17 protein-coding genes and 1 pseudogene are annotated in these 19397 nt (G+C 72.7%); 11 read left to right on the top strand and 7 right to left on the bottom strand.

Translation table 11 applies throughout. From position 1 onward, the window contains the following. Position 1 precedes the first annotated feature (1 nt). Entirely contained in the window at positions 2–1459 is a 1458-nt protein-coding gene (gene yczR / locus AC507J_RS02790; protein WP_496287457.1) for a MocR-like transcription factor YczR, read from the top strand. A 213-nt stretch (positions 1460–1672) separates the two neighbouring features. On the opposite strand, the gene AC507J_RS02785 is transcribed toward yczR, so the two are convergent. The 3 genes from AC507J_RS02785 to AC507J_RS02775 all read right to left on the bottom strand — a co-directional run bounded on the left by AC507J_RS02785 (position 1673) and on the right by AC507J_RS02775 (position 5322). Further along, positions 1673–3496, bottom strand: a complete 1824-nt coding sequence (locus tag AC507J_RS02785) for an AMP-dependent synthetase/ligase (RefSeq protein ID WP_496287456.1) — start codon at positions 3494–3496, stop codon at positions 1673–1675. Between the two features lie 136 nt (positions 3497–3632). After that, complete coding sequence (locus AC507J_RS02780; protein WP_496287455.1) at positions 3633–4571, bottom strand: terpene synthase family protein; 939 nt, start codon at positions 4569–4571, stop codon at positions 3633–3635. A gap of 121 nt (positions 4572–4692) precedes the next feature. Then, complete coding sequence (locus AC507J_RS02775; protein ID WP_496287454.1) at positions 4693–5322, bottom strand: TIGR03085 family metal-binding protein; 630 nt, start codon at positions 5320–5322, stop codon at positions 4693–4695. 193 nt (positions 5323–5515) lie between these two features. Here AC507J_RS02775 and AC507J_RS02770 point away from each other — a divergent pair, with 193 nt between their 5' ends. After that, positions 5516–7384 (top strand): ABC transporter ATP-binding protein, encoded by a 1869-nt coding sequence (locus tag AC507J_RS02770; RefSeq protein WP_496287453.1) that lies wholly within the window; start codon positions 5516–5518, stop codon positions 7382–7384. 179 nt (positions 7385–7563) lie between these two features. Further along, positions 7564–9348, top strand: a complete 1785-nt coding sequence (locus tag AC507J_RS02765) for an ABC transporter ATP-binding protein (protein ID WP_496287635.1) — start codon at positions 7564–7566, stop codon at positions 9346–9348. Between the two features lie 79 nt (positions 9349–9427). On the opposite strand, the gene AC507J_RS02760 is transcribed toward AC507J_RS02765, so the two are convergent. The 3 genes from AC507J_RS02760 to AC507J_RS02750 all read right to left on the bottom strand — a co-directional run bounded on the left by AC507J_RS02760 (position 9428) and on the right by AC507J_RS02750 (position 11611). Next, positions 9428–10042, bottom strand: coding sequence for a TetR/AcrR family transcriptional regulator (locus AC507J_RS02760; protein WP_496287452.1), 615 nt, complete (start codon positions 10040–10042; stop codon positions 9428–9430). Between the two features lie 61 nt (positions 10043–10103). After that, entirely contained in the window at positions 10104–10859 is a 756-nt protein-coding gene (locus tag AC507J_RS02755) for an ABC transporter permease (protein ID WP_496287451.1), read from the bottom strand. Next, the gene (locus AC507J_RS02750; RefSeq protein ID WP_496287450.1) at positions 10856–11611 is read right to left on the bottom strand and encodes an ABC transporter ATP-binding protein; all 756 of its coding nucleotides are present in this window, start codon (positions 11609–11611) and stop codon (positions 10856–10858) included. Before AC507J_RS02750 ends, AC507J_RS02755 begins: the two co-directional genes overlap by 4 nt. Positions 11612–11720: 109 nt before the next feature. On the opposite strand from AC507J_RS02750, the gene AC507J_RS02745 reads away from it, so the two are divergent. The 5 genes and pseudogenes from AC507J_RS02745 to AC507J_RS02725 all read left to right on the top strand — a co-directional run bounded on the left by AC507J_RS02745 (position 11721) and on the right by AC507J_RS02725 (position 15638). After that, on the top strand, positions 11721–12107 hold the full coding sequence (locus AC507J_RS02745; RefSeq protein WP_496287449.1) for a MerR family transcriptional regulator: 387 nt from the start codon (positions 11721–11723) through the stop codon (positions 12105–12107). Positions 12108–12205: 98 nt separating this feature from the next. Next, positions 12206–12886 (top strand): annotated as a pseudogene (locus tag AC507J_RS02740) (phosphoribosyl-AMP cyclohydrolase); the annotation flags it as partial. Between the two features lie 186 nt (positions 12887–13072). Next, positions 13073–13501, top strand: coding sequence for a phosphoribosyl-AMP cyclohydrolase (gene hisI, locus AC507J_RS02735; protein WP_496287634.1), 429 nt, complete (start codon positions 13073–13075; stop codon positions 13499–13501). Then, positions 13498–15051: an anthranilate synthase component I gene (locus tag AC507J_RS02730; protein WP_496287448.1), complete on the top strand. Its 1554-nt coding sequence runs from the start codon at positions 13498–13500 to the stop codon at positions 15049–15051. Before hisI ends, AC507J_RS02730 begins: the two co-directional genes overlap by 4 nt. Continuing rightward, a complete protein-coding gene (locus AC507J_RS02725; protein ID WP_496287447.1) occupies positions 15048–15638 on the top strand; it encodes a Trp biosynthesis-associated membrane protein in 591 nt (196 codons plus the stop codon). The genes AC507J_RS02730 and AC507J_RS02725 overlap by 4 nt, the downstream gene beginning before the upstream one ends. On the opposite strand, the gene AC507J_RS02720 is transcribed toward AC507J_RS02725, so the two are convergent. Further along, a complete protein-coding gene (locus tag AC507J_RS02720; RefSeq protein ID WP_496287446.1) occupies positions 15631–15882 on the bottom strand; it encodes a hypothetical protein in 252 nt (83 codons plus the stop codon). The two genes, AC507J_RS02725 and AC507J_RS02720, sit on opposite strands and share 8 nt — an antisense overlap. A 442-nt stretch (positions 15883–16324) precedes the next feature. Here AC507J_RS02720 and trpC point away from each other — a divergent pair, with 442 nt between their 5' ends. Genes trpC through trpA form a run of 3 tightly spaced genes read left to right on the top strand, consistent with a single transcriptional unit; the run spans position 16325 to position 19246 of the window. Continuing rightward, on the top strand, positions 16325–17128 hold the full coding sequence (gene trpC, locus AC507J_RS02715) for an indole-3-glycerol phosphate synthase TrpC (protein ID WP_496287633.1): 804 nt from the start codon (positions 16325–16327) through the stop codon (positions 17126–17128). 35 nt (positions 17129–17163) lie between these two features. After that, a complete protein-coding gene (gene trpB, locus AC507J_RS02710) occupies positions 17164–18399 on the top strand; it encodes a tryptophan synthase subunit beta (protein WP_496287445.1) in 1236 nt (411 codons plus the stop codon). Between the two features lie 43 nt (positions 18400–18442). Continuing rightward, a complete protein-coding gene (trpA, locus tag AC507J_RS02705) occupies positions 18443–19246 on the top strand; it encodes a tryptophan synthase subunit alpha (protein ID WP_496287444.1) in 804 nt (267 codons plus the stop codon). Positions 19247–19397: the final 151 nt, after the last annotated feature.

Below are 19397 nucleotides of genomic sequence, written 5' to 3'. Positions count from 1 at the left end.
CATGACAAGTCAGGTGCGCGGAGTCCAATTGGCTCGACTGCTCGGGCAGTGGCACGCGCTGCCCGGTCGCCGGCGCAGCCCGGACTACGCGGCACTGGCCGGCGCCGTCCGCGGCCTGCTCGCCGACGGCCGGCTGCCGTTGGGCGTACGCCTGCCGGCCGAACGGGACCTGGCCGAGGCGCTGCAGATCAGCCGGACCACGGTGACCGCCGCCTACCGCGAACTGCGTGACAGCGGGCACCTGGCCAGCCGGCGGGGTGCGGGCAGCTGGACGATGCTGCCGGGGACGCACCGGGTGGCGCCCAACGGGCTCTGGACCCCGATCGACGACCGGGAGATGCTCGACCTCGGGGTGGCCGCCCTGGCCGCCCCGCCCGAACTGCTGCCGGCCGCCCGGGCAGCGGCCGAGGATCTGCCCCGCCACCTCGGCGGCGCGGGATACCACCCGATCGGCATCATCGAGCTGCGGGAGGCGGTCGCCCAGGCGTACACCGCGCGTGGCCTGCCCACCTCTCCGGACCAGATCATGGTCACCAACGGCACCCAGCACGCGCTGGACCTGGTGCTGCGGTTGGGTCTCGCGCCGGGCGGCAGCGTCCTGGTCGAGTCCCCGAGCTATCCCAACGCGCTCGCCGCGCTGGCCGCCCGGCGGGCCCGGATCACCACCCACGGCCTGGCCACCGACCCCACCGGGTGGGACGCCGACCTGCTGCTCGGTTCCCTCCGACAGGTACGCCCACGGCTGGCGTACCTGATCCCCGATTTTCAGAATCCGACCGGCCACCTGATGCCGGCGGAGCTGCGGGAGCGGCTGGTGGCCACCGCGCACGCGGTCGGCACCGACCTGGTGATCGACGAGTCGTTCGTGGACCTGCCGTTGGACGGCACCGAACTGCCGCCGCCGACCGCGAGCTTCGACCGGCACTGCCGGGTGGTCAGCATTGGTGGAATGAGCAAGCCGTACTGGGGTGGGCTGCGGATCGGGTGGATCCGTGCCTCCGCGCCGCAGGTGCAGCGGCTGGCCGCGGCGCGGGTCGGGGTGGACATGGCCAGCCCGGTGCTGGAACAGCTGGTCGCGGTGCACCTGCTGGCCGCCGCCCCGACCATCGTGGCCGCCCGCCGGGCGCAGCTCGCGATGCAGCGCGGCGCGCTGCTCGGCGCGCTGGCCGAGCGGCTGCCGGAGTGGCGGGTCACCGTGCCGCGCGGTGGGGTGACGCTCTGGGCCGAGCTGGACGGGCCGATCTCCAGCGCGCTGGCGCGGGCGGCCGAGGAGGTCGGCGTACGGCTGGCGCCGGGTCCCCGGTTCGGTCTGGACGGCACCCTGGAACGCTTCCTCCGACTGCCTTTCACCCTGCCCTCCGCCGACCTGATCGAGGCGGTCGGGCGGATCGCCGCGGTCCGCTACGACCTGGACCGCGCCGGGGTGCCCCGGTGGCGGGAGCCAAGCGTCATCGCCTGACCGAGCCCGGTTCGGCTGATCCACCGCGATCGTCCGCCGATGGCGGGCAGACTGCCGAGGTGGACGACGCCCGGGGGATGCGGTGGTCGCGCGGCGTGCGACCCAGCGCCCCCGGGTCCCGCGCCACCCGCCTGGAACTCTTCTACGACCTCGTCACGGCCCCGGCCCCGCCCCCGAAGGTCGGGAGCGGGGCCGGGGCCGTGGCGGCGGGCGTCAGATCTCGGCCACCGTACCGGCGTACATCTTGTCGATCTCGGCGGAGAAGTTGCTCTCCACTCCGCGGCGCTTGATCTTCAGCGACGGGGTGATCTCGCCGTCCTCGATGGTCAGGTCGCGGGGCAGGATGGTGACCTTCTTGATGGTCTCCCAGCGGTTGAGCTTGCTGTTCAACTGGGCGACGTGCTCCTCGACCATGGCCTGCGCCTCGGGCGAGGAGACGAGCTCGGCGTACGGGCGGCCCTCCAGCGGGGTGCCGGCGGCCCAGCCGGCGATGGCGTCCGGGTCCAGGGTGACCAGCAGGGTGCAGTAGTTGCGGGCCTGGGCGATGACCACCGCCTGCGAGGTGTACGGGCAGGTGGCCTTGAACATGCCCTCGATGTGTGACGGCGCGATGTACTTGCCGCCGGAGGTCTTGACCAGGTCCTTCTTCCGGTCGGTGATCCGCAGGTAGCCGTCGTCGTCGAGGCTGCCGATGTCACCGGTACGGAAGAAGCCGTCCTCGGTGAACGCGGCGGCGGTCTCCTCCGGCAGGTTGTGGTAGCCGCGCATCACCGGCCGACCCTTGATCAGGATCTCCCCGTCGGCGTCGATGCGGCACTCCAGGTCGCCCATTGCCCGGCCGACGGTGCCGATCCGGATCGCCTCCGGCGGGTTGACGAAGTTGCCGGCGCTGGACTCGGTGAGCCCGTAGCCCTCGGAGATCGGCAGGTTCGCCGCGGCGAAGAAGGTGGCGATGTCGGGGCTGAGCGGGGCGGCACCGGAGACCAGCACCCGCATCCGCCCGCCGAGGCGGGCCTGGAGCTTGCTGAAGACCAGCTTCTCGGCCACCGCGTACTTGAGCTTCAGCCCGCCCGGCACCGGCTTGCCGGCCTGCTCCAGAGCGACCTTCTCCTTGCCCACCCCGACGGCCCAGGCGAAGATCTTGGCCTTGGCGCCACCGGCGTCGTGCGCGGTGGTCACCGACTTGTTGTAGACCTTCTCGAAGACCCGGGGCGCTCCGCACATAAGCGTCGGCCGGACCACCGAGAGGAGTTCGACAAGCTTGTCCACCCGGCCGTCGACGTAGGTGGGCATGCCGACGTGTGTGGTGCCGCAGAGCAGCGTCTTGCCGAACGAGTGGGACAGCGGCAACCAGAGGTACTGGAGGTCGTCCTCGCGCAGCAGCCCCATCGCCTCCTGCGCCACGCCCTCCCAGCACCAGCCGCCGTGCAGCAGCTCGACTCCCTTGGGCCGTCCGGTGGTGCCGGAGGTGTAGATCAGGGTGGCCAGGTGCTCCGGGCCGATGCCGGTCACCAACCGGTCGATCAGCTCCGGGTCCTCGGCGAGCCGGCGGGCGCCCTGCTCCTCCAACTCGGCCAGGGTCAGCTGGGGCACCGCGGCGGCCGGGTCGGCGGCGCCGTCGAAGAGGACCACGTGGGTCAGCGCGGGCAGCTCCGCCCCGGCGATCTTCGCCGCCTGGCCCGGGTCCTCTGCGAACAGCACCTTCGAGCCGGAGTCGGCGAGGATGTAGGTGGCGTCCTGCGGCTCGGTCGTCGGGTAGACCGTGGTGGTGGCGCCGCTGGCGCACATGATGCCGAAATCGGCGAGCACCCACTCCAGCCGGGTGCTGGCCAGGATCGCCACCGGATCCTCCTGACCGACGCCCAGGCCGTGCAGGCCGGCGGCGATCGCCTTGGCCCGTTGGGCGACCTGCGCCCAGGTCAGCCAGACCGGCGAGTCATCAGGCCCGGGGTGGGCGAAGGCGCGGCGGTCGGGGGTCGCCGCCACGCGCTTGAGAAACATGTCAGGAATGGAACGGTACGGTACATCGAGAGCCATCGCTGTAGCCGCCTTCGGGGGTGGAGGCGTGACGGTCGTCACGTCGGAATGCGTTACCGAAGAGTATTGCCTGCATCGGGGCATCGGCTACCCCTGACGATCATCAACGGCCGGCCCGGCCGGGGAGGCGCTCGCCTCAGGCGTACCGCTCCGACGTCCGGGACCAGTCGTAGGTGGCCCGGATCCAGTTCCGCCGGGCCACCAGCGCCGGCCGTACCGCGTCGCCGTGCGTGACCAGGAGATGCTGCTCGGTGCTCAGGTACGCGCCGAGCCGTTCGTTGAAGCGGTCGGCGGCGGCCCGGAGCGCCAGCGACTCGTCGCCGAGTTCCCGGGTCAGCACCGTGATCAGGTTGTGCGCGTCGGGTCGGACCAGGTGCTCCTTGCGGTAGGAGAAGACGTCGTTGCACCAGCAGACCAGGTCGGCGACGAGCGACTCCAGCGTGGCCCAGCCCGGGTCGGCCCGACGGGCGGCCGGCGGAAAGCCGTTCAGGGCCAGGTCGGTGAGGGTGAGGCTGGGGTAGACGGCGCCGGTGTGCCGGCGTAACTGGACGTACTCGGTCATTGAGGGGATCCGGTCGTGCTCCCGATTGGCCGCCTCCCACAGCAGCGCGAGCAGGTACTCACGCATGCCGGCGGCGAAGCGCAGCAGGATGGCCGGCCGGCGGTGGGCCCGGATCCGGCGGCAGAGATCGGCCAGGGCGGGCGCGAGCGGGCCGGCGGCACGGGCCGGCACCGGGAGCCGGCCGTGCTGGTCGTCGAGCACGTCCAGCAGGTCCGCCACGGTGGGTGCCAGGCGGGTCGGGTCGCTGCCCAGGCCGTCCTCGTCGCAGGCGTCGTCCATCACGAACAGCCAGGAGATCAGGTCGGTCAGCAGCCGCAGCCCGTCCAGCGACGCCTGCGGGCAGGCCCGCCCGGCGAGGCCGGCCGCATCCGCCCGGCGCAGCCGGTGCCCGTTACTGATCAGGCCAAGACGCTGCGCCCAGTCCGCACTCTCCCCAGCGACGCGCTCCGTGTCGTCGTGCCGGAGGCTGGAGAAGGGGGGCTCCCGCAGTGCCGCGATCGCAAAGCTTCGCATCGCGCTCCCTGTCGCCCCGCCCCATGCGGAGCAGCGCGGCAAGCGTACGGGAGCGGCGATCGTCCCGGGTGGCCCACTGGATAACGTTTCGGATATATACCCCGACCGTTTCCTAACGGGGTCAGAAGCCCAGCCGGGCGTCGCGGAGCCGGTCCGTGAGCCCCGATTCGCCGGTGAGCTGCACCTGCGTGACCCGCTGCCGACCGGACAGGAAGAGGGCCAGTTCGCCCGGCGGGGCCTCCAGCAGCAGCGAATCACCGCCCCGGCCGGTGAGGATCTCGCCCTGTCCCGGCGCCCGCACCAGCACGCGGGCCGGGAAGCGGCGCAACGCCAGTCGGGCCAGCGTCGAGGAGCGCCGCCACAGCGCCCGGTCCAGCCCGGCGGGCAGCTCCCGGGGGCGCCACCCCTCCTGGGCCCGGCGCACGTCCTCGTGATGGATGAAGAACTCCAGGGTGTTGGCCAGCTCGTCGGTGAGCGGGTTGCTCACCGGGCTCCACACCGGAGGGCGCCGCAGCTGGTCGAGCAGCTCCGCCCAGTCGCCCGCCGCGATCTCGCGCCGGACCCGCTCGCCATAGTCGCGCAGCGGCGGCAGCGCGATGCCCGCTGCGGCGTCCGGTCGCCGCTCCCGTACCAGGAGGTGCGCGGCGAGATCACGGACGGACCACCCCTCGTTGACGGTCGGGGCGTCCGGGCCCAGCGTCGACATCAACTCGACGAGCGCCTCGCGCTCGGAACGGGCGTATCGCGGCATGGCACCGATCGTATGCGCCACCGCGCTGGCCCGCCGAGGTCCGCCCGGGCCGGAGCGACGTAGCCCCGGCCCGGCCGGACGAGGTCGCCCGGTCCGGTCGGGGTGACGGCGGACATATCGTTACGGGTCGGCAGGACCGGCGCGCAGCGGTAAGGATGAGGGAGGATGAGGGCAGCTTACGGCGGGGGAGAATGTGGCGAGCGGTACTAGTCGGGAAGTGCTCGGTCGCGGGCTGGCCGTGCTCTGGCGGGCCATCCGGGAACAGCCGCGGATCTTCGCGGTCGCGGTCGCCGGCAGCGTGCTCTTCGGCCTGATGGTGGTGGCCAGCGCGTTCGTGGTCGGCCGGGTGGTCGGTGAAGTCGTCGTGCCGGCGGTCGCCAGCGGGTCGGTCGGCACGAGCGCGCTCGCCCTGGCGGCCACCGCGTTGTTCGGGATCAGCCTGCTGCGGGTGGTCGGCATTTTCGGCAGGCGGCTCGGCGCGGGTTACATGCAGTACCGACTCCAGGCCGCCTACCGGCGCCGGGTCACTCGCCGCTACCTCGAACTGCCGCTGTCCTGGCATCAGCGCAACGCCACCGGCACCCTGCTCTCCAACGCGAACTCCGACGTGGAGGCGGCCTGGAATCCGATCGCCCCGCTGCCCTTCGCGGTCGGCACGCTGGTGATGCTGGTCGGCGCGGTGGCGGCGCTCTTCGTCACCGACTGGGCACTCGCCCTGGTCGGCCTGGCGGTGTTCCCGGCGCTGTTCGCGCTCAACGTCGCCTACTCCCGCCGGATGGCGCCCCGGCAGGCCCGCGCCCAGCGGTTGCGGGCCGAGGTCAGCGGCATCGCCCACGAGAGCTTCGACGGCGCGTTGGTGGTCAAGACGATGGGCCGGGAGGCCCAGGAGACCGGCCGGTTCGCCGACCGCGCCGGTGAGCTGCGCGACGCGCTGATCTCCGTCGGCCGGCTGCGCGGCATCTTCGACCCGATGCTGGAGACCCTGCCCAGCCTCGGCACCCTCGCGGTGCTTGTGGTCGGCGCGTACCGGCTGCGGCAGGGTGCCATCGACGTGGCCGAGTTGGTCAGCGTCGCCTTCCTCTTCACCGTGCTGGCCTTCCCGGTACGGGCGATCGGCTGGGTGCTGGCCGAGCTGCCGCGCAGCGTCGCGGGCTGGGACCGGATCAGCCGGGTGCTCGACGCCACCGGCGAGATGTCGTACGGCGACACCCGGCTGGACCGCGCCGAACCCGGGCCGGCCACGCTCACCTTCACCGACGTCAATTTCGCCTACGAGCCGGCCGAGGCGCACCTGCCCGGCGCGCAGGTGCTCGGCGAGGTCTCCTTCACCGTCCCGGCCGGCAGGACGGTCGCCCTGGTCGGGCCGACCGGATCCGGCAAGTCCACAGTCGCGGCGCTGGCGGTCCGGCTGGTGGACCCGCGCGCCGGCACGGTCCGCATCGACGGGGTGGACGTCCGGGAACTGGCCGCCGACTCGCTGGCCGCGACCGCCGCGCTGGTGGCCCAGGTGCCGTTCGTCTTCGACGACACCGTCCGGGCCAACGTCTCGCTGGACCGGCCGGGCGTCGACGACGAGGCGGTGTGGGCCGCGCTGCGGTTGGCCGAGGCGGACGGTTTCGTCGCCGCCCTGCCCGACGGGCTGGACACCATGGTCGGTGAGCGGGGCACCTCGCTCTCCGGCGGCCAGCGGCAGCGACTCACCCTGGCCCGGGCCCTGGCCGGGCGCCCCCGGCTGCTGGTGCTCGACGACGCCACAAGCGCGGTCGACCCCCGGGTGGAGGCCGCCATCCTGGCCGCGCTGCGCTCGGCCGGGGCCGGCGGGCCAGGCGCGTCGATCCTGGTGGTGGCCTACCGCCGGGCCACCATCGCGCTCGCCGACGAGGTCATCTACCTGGAGCAGGGCCGGGTGGTGGCGCGTGGCCCGCACACCACCCTGCTGGCCACGGTGCCCGGCTACGCCGACCTGGTCACCGCCTACGAGCAGGCCGAGGTCGACCACGACCGGAAGCGACCGTACGACGAGGTCACCCCGCTCACCTCCGGCCTGGAGGTGGACCGGTGAGCGCGAGGAATGTAGCGCAGCGGAGTCCCGCAGTCGCGAACGAAGGGCGGGTCCGGTGAGCGCGAGGAATGTAGCGCAGCGGAGTCCCGCAGTCGCGAACGAAGGGCGGGTCCGGTGAGCGCGAGGAATGTAGCGCAGCGGAGTCCCGCAGTCGCGAACGAAAGGCGGGACCGGTGAGCGTGGTCGCGGAGGAGACGAAAACGGGGTCGGAGCGGGTCGAGTCGACCTGGCGGACGTTGCGCCGTGGCCTGGCGCTCTCCCCGGAGCTGCGGATCGGCCTGGCCGGCACGCTCGGCCTGGCGCTTGTCTACATGGTCGGCCGGGTTGCCGTGCCGGTGGCGGTGCAGCAGGGCATCGACCGGGGGATCGTCGGCGGGCTGAACTTCGACGCGCTCTTCACCGTCGTGGCGATCACCGCCGGCGTGCTGGTGGTGACCACCGCCTGCGGCTATCTGATGATGCGCCGGCTCTTCACGGTCAGCGAGACCGCGCTGGCCGGGGTGCGGATCCGGGCCTTCCGGCACGTGCACGACCTCTCCATGCTGCATCAGCAGTCCGAGCGGCGCGGCTCGCTGGTCTCCCGGGTCACCAGCGACGTCGACCAGATCACCCAGTTCCTCCAGTGGGGCGGGGTGATCCTGCTGGTCAATCTCGGCCAGTTGGCGGTCACCACCGCGGTGATGCTGGCCTACTCCTGGCAGCTGACGCTTGTGGTCTACGCCGCCTTCGTACCGGCGGTCTTCGTGATCCGACTGCTCCAGCGCCGGCTCGCCGCCGCGTACGGGGTGGTCCGGCAGCGTACCGGCGCGTTGCTGGCGGCGGTCGGGGAGAGCGTGGTGGGCGCGCCGGTGATCCGGGCGTACGGGATCGCCGGGCGCACGGCCCGACGGCTCGACGAGGCGATCGACAGCCAGCGGCAGGCCCAGCAGAAGGCGATCCGGATCAGCATCCTGGGTAGTTCGGTGGGTGAGCTGGCCGCCGGGTTGGCGCTGGCCGGTGTGGTGGTGCTCGGGGTGATCCTCGGCGCCGACCGGACGCTTACCATCGGCGAGGTCACCGCGTTCCTGTTCCTGGTGACGCTCTTCATCCAGCCGGTGCAGATCGCCACCGAGGTGCTCAACGAGGCGCAGAACGCCATCGCCGGCTGGCGTCGGGTGCTTGACGTGCTGGATGTGGCCCCGGACGTGGCCGACCCGGGCGAGCAGGGGCGCGAACTGCCCGCCGGCCCGCTGGACATCCGGTTCGCGCAGGTCAGCTACCACTATCCGGGCGGCCCGACGGTGCTGCACGACGTCAGCCTGGAGATTCCGGCGAAGAGCCGGGTTGCGGTGGTCGGCGAGACCGGCAGCGGCAAGACCACCTTCGCCAAGCTGCTGACCCGGCTGATGGATCCGGCGGCGGGTGCGGTGCTGCTCTCCGGGGTGCCGCTGACCGAGGTCCGTTTCGATTCGTTGCGCTCCCGCGTGGTGATGGTGCCGCAGGACGGTTTCCTCTTCGACGCCACCGTCGCCGACAACGTCCGCTTCGCCCGTCCGGAGTTGACCGACGAGCAGATCACCGCCGCCTTCACCGAGCTGGGGCTGGCGGACTGGCTGGACGGGTTGCCGGCCGGGCTGGCCACCGGGGTGGGTGAGCGCGGCGAGGCGTTGAGCGTGGGGGAGCGACAACTGGTCGCGTTGGCCCGCGCGTACGTGGCCGATCCGGATCTGCTGGTGTTGGACGAGGCGACAAGCGCGGTCGACCCGGCCACCGAGGTACGGCTGCAACGGACCCTGGACGCGGTGACCCGGGGGCGTACCACCCTCGCCATCGCGCACCGGCTCAGCACCGCGCAGAGTGCCGACGAGGTGATCGTGGTGGACCGGGGTCGGGTCGTGCAGCGCGGTCCGCACGAGGAGCTGATCCGCGATCCCGATTCCGTCTACGCCCTGCTCTACGCCTCCTGGCTGGAACAGACCCGCTGAGCTGCAAGGAAGGGCCCCTTGTTAACGCCTGGAGTGGTAAAGGGGCCCCCTTTTAACACGTCGGCGACCTCGGTGCTGATTAACCGTGGCGGGCGGGCGGCTCGGGCAGCGGGGCGGTGAGGTAGCGCTGGATGGTGGGGGCGATCGCGGCGACCAGGGTCTCCGGGTCGGCGGTGGCGACCGGGGCCAGGCGGACGATGTGCCGCATCATCGCCAGGCCGATCAGCTGGCTGGCCACCAGGGACCCGCGCAGCGGCAGTTCCGTCGGGTCGACGTCGAGTTGGTCGAGGATCCGGCGCAGCACCTGGGTGGTCAGGAACTCGCGCAGCAGCCGGGCGGTCCACTCGTTGCTGACCGCGGAGCGCAGCAGGGCCGCTCCGGCGGTGCCGGCCGGTGAGTCCCAGATCGTGAGGAAGGTGCGTACCAGCCGTTCGCCGAGGCCGTCACGGTCACCGTCGAGCACCTTCGGCAGCAGTTCCCGGGGGTCGACCGGCGCCTGCATGGCGGCCAGGAAGAGCTGGTCCTTGCTGCCGAAGTAGTGGTGCACCAGGGCCGGGTCCACGCCGGCGGTGCCGGCGATGCCGCGGATGGTGCTGGCGTCGAAGCCCCGCTCCGCGAAGCTGGTCCGGGCCGCGTCGAGGATCGCCTCACGGGTGCCCGGGTTGCCGGGCCGCCGTCCGGTCCGCCTTGCCAATCGCCCTCCTCGCTCGGTGGCCCGTACCCCGGTTCGGCAGTCGGGGCACGGACCGGACCCCTCAGCCGCTGCGTCGCCGCAGCGTGGCCGCGGCGAGGACCAGCGCCAGCACCGCCGAGCCGGCGACGATCGCCAGGTCACGCCACATCGTCTGGGTCGGCTCGACGTGCGCGCCGACCTCCTGGAGCGCCTCCACGGCGTACGTCAGGGGCAGCACGTCGCTGAGCGCCTGCAACCAGCCGGCCATCTGGTCGCGGGGCACGAAGAGCCCGCAGAGCAGCAGCTGCGGCAGCACCACGACCGGCATGAACTGTACGGCCTGGAACTCGGTGCGGGCGAAGGCGCTACAGAGCAGCCCGAGCGCGACGGCGAGCACCGCGTTCAGCGCCGCGATCACGATCACCAGGCCGCTGCTGCCCGCGGTCTCCAGGCCGAAGACCCAGTACGCCACGGCAGCGGCGACCGTGGCCTGTAGCGCACCGGCCAGCCCGAAGGCGATGCCGTAGCCGAAGAGCAGGTCGGTCTTTGCCAGCGGGGTGGTGAGCAGCCGCTCCAGCGTGCCGCTGGTCCGTTCGCGGAGCATGGCGATGCTGGTCACCAGGAACATGATGATGAACGGGAAGAAGCCGAGCATCACCAGCGCGACCTGGTCGAAGGTGGACGGCTGGCCGGGCGGGGTGGGCTGGTCGGCGTACATGTAGTAGACCAGGGTGAGCAGCACGGTGGGCACGACCAGCAGCAGGGCCACCGTACGCCGGTCGTGGCGCAGCTGGCGCAGGATGCGGCCGACGGTGACGGCGAGGATCCGGGGGTTCACGCCGCCTCCCCGGTGTCGGTGTCGGTGCCCGTGTCGGTGCCGGTCTCGCTCGCCCGGATCAGCCGGAGGAACGCCTCGTCGAGGTCGTCGACGCCGGCGGCGGCGCGCACCGCGGCCGGGGTGTCGTCGGCGATCAGCCGACCCTCGCGGATGAGCAGCAGTCGGTCGCAGCGGGCCGCCTCGTCCATCACGTGGCTCGACACCAGCAGGGTCGTGCCGGCGGCGGCCAGCGCGTGGAACCGGGCCCACAGGTCGGCCCGCAGCACCGGGTCCTGGCCGACGGTCGGCTCGTCGAGCACGACCAGCTCCGGCTCACCGACCAGGGCGCAGGCCAGCGACGCCCGGCTGCGCTGCCCGCCGGAGAGGGTGCCGACCAGTTGCCCGGCCGCCGAGGCCAGCCCGACGTCGGTCACCGCCTGGTCCGCCTCGGCCCGGCCCCGGCCGTGCAGCGCGGCGAAGTAGCGGGCGTTCTCCCGCACGGTCAGGTCGGCGTAGATGCTCGGTGCCTGGGTCAGATAACCCACCCGGTGGCGCAGCTGCGCCGAGCCGGCCGGCGCATCCAGCACGGTGACGGTGCCGGAGCTGATCACCTGGACCCCGACGACCGCCCGCATCAGCGTCGTCTTGCCGCTGCCGCTGGGCCCCAACAGCCCGGTCACCGAGCCGCGTGGTACCGCGGCGTCGATCCCGTGCAGCACCCGCCGGCCGCCCCGGTCCACTACCAGGTTGCGGAGGGCGATCGCGTTCTCCATCGGCATCCCCTCAATATTTCATCACGCGTTGATTTCAACGGTAGATGAAATCTGCCACGGGTGGAAGGGGCCCCGGCGCGGGGTTGACGGCGGCTGGGACCCTGGATGGATGGACATCCGTACGCGGGAGCGGACCTTCGGTGTCGGCGAGGCGGCCGACCAAGTCGGTCTGAGCGCCCACACCCTGCGCTGGTACGAGCAGGAGGGGCTGGTCGCCCCGGTCGGTCGCGACTCGGCCGGCCGGCGCCGCTACACCCAGCAGGACCTCAACTGGCTGCTCCTGCTCACCCGACTGCGCCGCACCGGGATGCCGGTACGCGACATGCGCCGTTACGTCGAACTGGCCCGGCAGGGCGACGGCACCCTCGGTGCCCGCCGGGGGTTGTTCGAGGAGCACCGGGCCCGGGTGTTGCGGCAGATGGCCGAGTTGACGGAGGATCTCAAGGTCCTCGATTTCAAGATCGACGCGTATCGCCGGATGGAAAACGGTCACTGAGGGTCACCCACGTATACCACGGGGAACCGTCGCCGAACCGGACACCAGGTCCGTCAGCGGGCATTGCACGCCGATCGGACGTACGGCACGATGGCGCGGTGGATCACGCTCGGTCACCGGACAGCGGGTTTATCGACGACTGGGCCGCTCGGCTCCGGGCGACCACCGAGCGGGCCGTGGTGGGCATCCTGCTGCGCGGTAGCCACGCCCGCCGGGCCGCCACCGCACACAGTGACCTCGACGTCGACGTGCTGGTCGGCGGCGCACCGTACGCGGCCCGCCGGGCGTACATCGCGGAGCACTCCGGCCGGCTGACCCACGTCTCGGTGGCCGCCCGGGACGTCCGCTCCTGGGTGACCCGGCTGGGCGAGCCGGCCGACTGGGCGTTCGGCCTGCCCGTGACAGCGCCCGCCCGGCTGCTCTGGGCGGATTCGTACTGGCGTGACCGGATCGATCTGCCGGTGCTCTGTCAGCCGGCCGACGAACCACGGCTGGAGGAGTTGATCGCCACCCTCGGCAAGGTGGCGTCGGCACGCGACGCCGACGACTCGCTCGGCATCCGGTTGGCCGCCGCCGACCTGGCCCGGCTCTGCCCGTCGGTACTGCGACTGGCGAACCCCACCATCCGGGTGGTGTCCCGCCGGTCGGCGTTCGCCGCCGCGCTCGACCTGCCGGTCGCGCCGGTCGGCTACCCGGAGGACATGTTGCGCTGCCTCGGGCTGCGGCCCGGCTCGAACGGCGAGCTGTGGGCGGCGGCGGCCCGGCTGGTGGCCGGCACCCTGCCACTGATCCGCCCGTACGCCGCCGAGGTGGCCGAGGTCGCCGGCCCGGACCTCGCCGATGCGCTGCTCGACGGCCGCCTGGAGCGTTACGTCACCCAGTTGGGTCGGCCCGCCGACGGGCTGCCGTCCGCCAGCCGGGAGCCCGCTGGGGTACCCGCCCCGCGTGCGGGACAATGGCTCACTGTGCCCGTACCTGACGCGCCGGTGACCGGCGCCCACCTGGAAGCGCCGGAGCCGACCGGTGGCGGCGACCGGCCCTCCCGGCTCGATCCGGCGATCGCCGCCCGGCTGCGGCGCACCCCCGACGGCCTGGTGGCCGCCGTGGTCCGCCAGCACGACAGCGGCGAGGTGTTGATGGTCGCCTGGATGGACGACGAGGCCCTGCACCGCACCCTTACCACCGGCCGGGCCACCTACTGGTCGCGCAGCCGGCGCGAGTACTGGGTCAAGGGCGCCACCTCCGGCCACCACCAGTACGTCCGCTCGGTGGCGCTCGACTGCGACGGCGACGCCGTGCTGGTGAGCGTCGACCAGGTCGGCGCCGCCTGCCACACCGGGCACCGCACCTGCTTCTTCACCGAGCTTCCGGTGACCGGTGAGGTGACGTCGTGAGCGACGGCGTGGTGAGCCCCGATCCGACGACCTTCGCCGAGCTGGCCGACCGCTGGCGGGTGGTGCCGGTGACCCGGCGGCTGCTCGCCGACGCGGAGACCCCGGTCGGCGTCTACCGCAAGCTGGGCGGCGGCCCCGGGACCTTCCTGTTGGAGTCGGCCGAGCAGGGCGTGGGCTCCTCGGGCCTGTCCTGGTCCCGCTACTCCTTCGTCGGCGTACGCAGCAGCGCCACCCTGGTCGAGCGGGACGGCGCCGCCGCCTGGCTCGGTACGCCGCCGGCCGGGCTGCCGACCACCGGCGACCCGGTCGAGGTGCTCCGCGCGACGGTGGCCGCGCTGGCCGGCCCGCCCGGTGACCCGGACGGCGGGATGCCCCCGCTGACCGGGGGCATGGTCGGTTACCTCGGCTACGACCTGATCCGCCGCTTCGAGCGGTTGCCCGTGCTCACCGAGGACGACCTGCGCCTGCCCGAGCTGGGCATGATGCTCGCCAGCGATCTGGTGGTGCTGGACCACTTCGACGGCTCGGCGATCCTGGTCGCCAACGCCATCCTGCCGCCGCACGACGAGCCGGGCCGGGAGGCGATGGTCGCCGCCGCCTATCACCACGCGGTGGGCCGGCTGGACGCGATGACCACCGCGCTGTCGCGGCCCATCCCGCCGATGGTCGCCACGGTCCGCCGGCCGCCCGCCGGTGTGGTGCGCAGCCGTACGCCCGACGGCGGCTACCCGAAGGCGGTCGAGGCGGCCAAGGAGGCGATCCGGGCCGGCGAGTGCTTCCAGATCGTGCTCGCCCAGCGCTTCGAACGCGACACCGAGGCCGATCCGCTTGACGTGTACCGGGTGTTGCGGACCACCAATCCCAGCCCGTACATGTACCTGCTGCGCTTCGACGGTTTCGACATCGTCGGTTCCTCGCCGGAGGCGCACCTCAAGGTGACCGGCGAGGCCGACGGCGAGCGGCGGGCCCTGCTGCACCCGATCGCCGGCACTCGGCCGCGCGGCGCGACGCCCGAGGCCGACGCCCGGCTTGCCGCCGAACTGCTCGCCGACCCGAAGGAGCGCGCCGAGCACGTGATGCTTGTCGACCTGGGCCGCAACGACCTGGGCCGGGTCTGCCGGCCGGGCACCGTCGAGGTGCCGGAGTTCGCCACCATCGAGCGGTACAGCCACGTCATGCACATTGTCTCGACGGTGGTCGGCACGCTCCGGGAAGACCGCACCGCCTTCGACGCGCTCGCCGCGACGTTTCCGGCGGGCACCCTCTCCGGCGCGCCGAAGGTACGCGCCATGGAGATCATCGAAGAGTTGGAGCCGGTCCGCCGCGGGCTCTACGGCGGCACGGTCGGCTACTTCGGCTTCGGCGGCGACCTGGACATGGCAATCGCCATCCGCACCGCGCTGATCCGCGCCGGGCGGGCGTACGTGCAGGCCGGTGCCGGTGTGGTGGCCGACTCCGACCCGGCCGCGGAGGACCAGGAGACCCGGAACAAGGCAGCCGCGGTGCTGGCGGCCATCGCCGCTGCCGAGACGCTGAGGCCGGCCCGATGAGCGGGACGGCAGACCCGACGACTCCCACCCCCGGTGACGCGCGGCCGGCGGTGGGCCGGCGCGAGTTGGCGTACGCGGTGCTGCTCTGCCTGGCCGGCGCGGGCCTGGCGGCCTGGACGGCGACGCTCGCCTGGGAATCGGGCGAGATCGTCCGGCAGGACCCGATGCTGGGGGTGACCGAGGGCCGCACCGGGGCGCAGTTGCTGCCCTGGCTGTCGGCGCTGGCGCTGGTCGGGCTGGCCGGCGGGGGCGCGGTGCTGGCCACCCGGGGCGGACTGCGTCGGCTGCTGGGTGGGCTGCTGGCGCTGCTCGGGCTGACGCTGGCGGCCGGCGGCGGCTACGGCCTCTTCGCCGACCTCGACGGCCGGACCGTCTGGCAGTGGCCGGCGCTCTGCCTGCTCGGCGGGTTGCTGGCCGCGGCGGGCGGGCTGCTGACCGCGCTGCGCGGCCACCGGTGGCCGGCGATGGGCGCCCGGTACGAGCGGCGCTCGACCCGGGCGACGACCGCGGGTGGCCCGATCGGCGGGCGCGGCACTGTCGACGCGTGGGACGCGCTGGACCGGGGCGAGGATCCGACGGTCAGCTGACCGGCTGGCGGTCCCGGGAGCGGGCCGCGGCGAGTTCGGCCACCAACTGGTCGAGGGCGGCCCGCTGGTCGGCGCGGGCCCGGTCGGCGCAGATGGCCTCCCACGCGTTGCCGCTCGAGGTGCGCATCCGGTCCGGCCCGACCATGGCGCGCTCCAGCGTGTGTACGACGCCGACGGCGAGCGACGCGACGGTACGCGAGATCGTGGTGAGTCCGATGGTCTGGTGCGGCGCGGAGGAGCTCATGGGTCACCCCGGAGAGGATCGGCGTGGTGGTGGGGCAGGCGCGTCGTTGAGTCTGCCCGAGGAAGATGCTGCTCGACTCGCGTTTCGTGGTGATGACTGCCTCGTCAACTCTCCGGCAGGCCACCTGAGCAGGCAAAGGGTCCTTCGTCCTTGAGCAAGCTCACAGCATCGACGCCGGTCGTGCCGGTCGGTCGGCGGGGCGGCTGGACGGAGTCGACATAAGTGGCTGTCGATGGCGCCGTGACGTAGAGTCACAGCGTGTTTGCGCAAGTTGGCCATTATGCCGCAGTCCATTTCGTGAGGAGCGCCATACCCCCGGCGCTAGGTGCCAGGTAGAGCCCCCTAGCATCGGCCCATGACACCCGGAGAGGGGAGTCCGTTGGTGACTGCTGAGCATGCGCACGCGGAGGGGGACGAGGCCGGTACGGCGGCGTCCGTCAGCGTGTTGGACGAGATCCTGGCCGGCGTCCGGGCGGACGTGGCCCGGCGGCAGGAGCAGGTTCCGCTGGAGCGGATCCGCGAACTGGCCGCCGCCGCCCCGCCGCCGCTGGACGCGTACGCGGCCCTGCGCCGGCCGGGCGTGGCCGTCATCGCCGAGGTGAAGCGTTCCTCGCCGTCGAAGGGCAAGTTGGCCGAGATCGCCGACCCGGCCGAGTTGGCCGGCGAGTACGCCGCCGGGGGTGCCCGGGCGATCAGCGTGCTCACCGAGGGGCGCTGGTTCGGCGGGTCGCTGGAGGACCTGGCGACCGTGCGGGCCGCGGTGAACGTCCCGGTGCTGCGCAAGGACTTCGTGGTCTCCAGCTACCAGGTGCACGAGGCCCGGGCACACGGCGCCGACCTGGTGCTGCTGATCGTCGCCGCGCTGGAGCAGAACGTGCTGGTCGGCCTGCTGGAGCGGATCGAGTCGCTGGGCATGACCGCACTGGTCGAGGTGCACGACGAGGAGGAGGCCGACCGGGCCCTGGAGGCCGGTGCGCAGGTGATCGGGGTCAACGCCCGTGATCTGCGTACCCTGGAGGTCGACCGCTCCGTCTTCGAACGGATCGCGCCCGGCCTGCCGAGCAGCGTTGTCAAGATCGCCGAGTCCGGCGTACGCGGCCCGCACGACCTCATCCGGTACGCCTCGGCCGGTGCCGACGCGGTGCTGGTCGGCGAGGGCCTGATCACCCAGAAGAGCCCCCGCGAGGCGGTGGCCGAACTGGTAAACGCGGGCAACCACCCCGCGACGCCCCGCCCGGTGCGCTGACCGCGCCGGTACCCGTCGTACCGAGAGGAGTCGGCATGAGTGCCGACGCGCTGACCGCCCCGACGGCGCAGTTCCCCGACGCAGCCGGTCACTTCGGCCGCTTCGGTGGTCGCTTCGTGCCGGAGGCGCTGGTCGCCGCCCTGAACGAGCTGGACGCCGCGCACCGGGCGGCAATGGCCGACGAGGAGTTCCGGGCCGAGTTCGCCGCCCTGCTCCGCGACTACGCCGGCACCCCGTCGCTGCTGTACGAGGCCCGCCGCTTCTCCGCGCGGGTCGGTGCCCGGGTGCTGCTCAAGCGGGAGGACCTCAACCACACCGGCGCGCACAAGGTGCGCAACGTGCTCGGTCAGGCGCTGCTGACCCGGCGGATGGGCAAGCGGCGGGTGATCGCCGAGACCGGTGCCGGTCAGCACGGCGTCGCCACCGCCACCGCCGCCGCCCTGTTCGACCTCGAGTGCGTGGTCTACATGGGCGAGGTGGACACCGAGCGGCAGGCGCTGAACGTGGCCCGGATGCGGATGCTCGGTGCCACGGTGGTACCGGTCACCACCGGCTCGCGCACGCTCAAGGACGCGATGAACGAGGCGATGCGGGACTGGGTCGCCAACGTCGACGAGACCCACTACCTGATCGGCACGGCCGCCGGCCCGCACCCGTTCCCGCAGCTGGTGCGCGACTTCGTCCGGGGCATCGGCGACGAGGCGCGGGCGCAGTGCCTGGAGCTGACCGGTGCGCTGCCGGACGCGGTCACCGCCTGCGTCGGCGGCGGCTCCAACGCGCTCGGCATCTTTCACGCCTTCACCGACGACCCGCAGGTGCGGCTCTACGGCTTCGAGGCCGGCGGTGAGGGCATGGACACCGGGCGGCACGCGGCCAGCATCACCGGCGGCTCGGCCGGCGTGCTGCACGGCACCCGGACGTACGTGCTCCAGGACGCCGACGGCCAGACCCGGGAGTCGCACTCGATCTCCGCCGGGCTGGACTACCCGGGTGTGGGGCCGGAGCACGCCTGGCTGCACGACACCGGCCGGGCCAGCTACCGGCCGGTCACCGATGCCGAGGCGATGGCGGCGTTCGAGCTGTTGTGCCGCACCGAGGGGATCATCCCCGCGATCGAGAGCGCGCACGCCCTCGCCGGCACCCTGGCCGTCGCCGGAGAACTCGCCGCCGACCTGGGCCGGCAGCCCACCATCGTGGTCAACCTTTCCGGTCGGGGTGACAAGGACGTACACACCGCCGGCGAGTACTTCGGCATCCTCGACAAGGAGTGAGGGCCATGAACGAGCGGGTCGTGCGGCGCGGCGAGGTATCGGCATGAGCCGGATCGGGGTCGCCTTCGACAAGGCCAGGGCGGACGGGCGCGCGGTGTTGATCGGCTGCATGCCGGCCGGCTTCCCCACCGTCGAGGAGAGCATCGCGGCGATGAAGACGATGGTCTCCGCCGGGGTCGACGTGATCGAGGTGGAGATCCCCTACTCCGATCCGGTGATGGACGGCCCGGTGATCCAGCGGGCCAGCGACATCGCCCTGGCCGGTGGCGTACGCACCCGGGACGCGCTGCGGATCATCGAGGAGGTCGCGGCCACCGGTGCCCAGGTGGTCACGATGACCTACTGGAACCCGATCGAGCGGTACGGCGTGGCGGCGTTCGCCCGGGACCTCGCCGCGGCCGGGGGAACCGGGCTGATCACTCCGGATCTGATTCCGGAGGAGGCCGACGAGTGGCTGGCCGCCTCGGACGAGTACGGGCTGGACCGCACCTTCCTGGTCGCACCCTCCTCAACCGACGAGCGGCTGGCGATGACCGTGGCGCACTGCCGGGGCTTTGTCTACGCCACCGCCCTGATGGGGGTGACCGGCGCGCGTACCCAGACCTCGCAGGCCGCGCCCGTGCTGGTGTCCCGGGTCCGGGAGGTCACCGACCTGCCGGTCGGCGTCGGCCTGGGCGTCGGCACGGGTGCGCAGGCCGCCGCCGTGGCCGGCTACGCCGACGGCGTGATCGTGGGCAGCGCCCTGATCCGCTGCCTGCTCGACGCTCCCGACCCCACGGCCGCCCGCACCGCCCTCGCCGCCCTCGCCACCGAACTGGCCGAAGGCGTCCGCACCCCCCGCCCCTGACCCACCACCCAACTTTCCCCGCCGATCATGCACTTCTGGTCGGTGAAACGCCCCTTATGTCATGGTTTAGGGCGACGGAGAGTGCAAGATCGCGAGGGGTGGGTGAGGAGTGGGTGAGGGGTTGGGTGGGTGGGCGGGATAACGGTGGAGG

This window comes from Micromonospora sp. PRAS1 (assembly GCF_059553435.1).
This window is presented reverse-complemented; position numbering and strand designations above follow the sequence as displayed.

Coding starts and splice junctions, on each gene's coding strand:
- yczR (WP_496287457.1), top strand. CDS start 2: ATGACAAGTCAGGTGCGCGGAGTCCAATTGGCTCGACTGCTCGGGCAG.
- AC507J_RS02785 (WP_496287456.1), bottom strand. CDS start 3,496: ATGGCTCTCGATGTACCGTACCGTTCCATTCCTGACATGTTTCTCAAG.
- AC507J_RS02780 (WP_496287455.1), bottom strand. CDS start 4,571: ATGCGAAGCTTTGCGATCGCGGCACTGCGGGAGCCCCCCTTCTCCAGC.
- AC507J_RS02775 (WP_496287454.1), bottom strand. CDS start 5,322: ATGCCGCGATACGCCCGTTCCGAGCGCGAGGCGCTCGTCGAGTTGATG.
- AC507J_RS02750 (WP_496287450.1), bottom strand. CDS start 11,611: ATGGAGAACGCGATCGCCCTCCGCAACCTGGTAGTGGACCGGGGCGGC.
- AC507J_RS02745 (WP_496287449.1), top strand. CDS start 11,721: ATGGACATCCGTACGCGGGAGCGGACCTTCGGTGTCGGCGAGGCGGCC.
- AC507J_RS02725 (WP_496287447.1), top strand. CDS start 15,048: ATGAGCGGGACGGCAGACCCGACGACTCCCACCCCCGGTGACGCGCGG.
- AC507J_RS02720 (WP_496287446.1), bottom strand. CDS start 15,882: ATGAGCTCCTCCGCGCCGCACCAGACCATCGGACTCACCACGATCTCG.
- trpB (WP_496287445.1), top strand. CDS start 17,164: ATGAGTGCCGACGCGCTGACCGCCCCGACGGCGCAGTTCCCCGACGCA.
- trpA (WP_496287444.1), top strand. CDS start 18,443: ATGAGCCGGATCGGGGTCGCCTTCGACAAGGCCAGGGCGGACGGGCGC.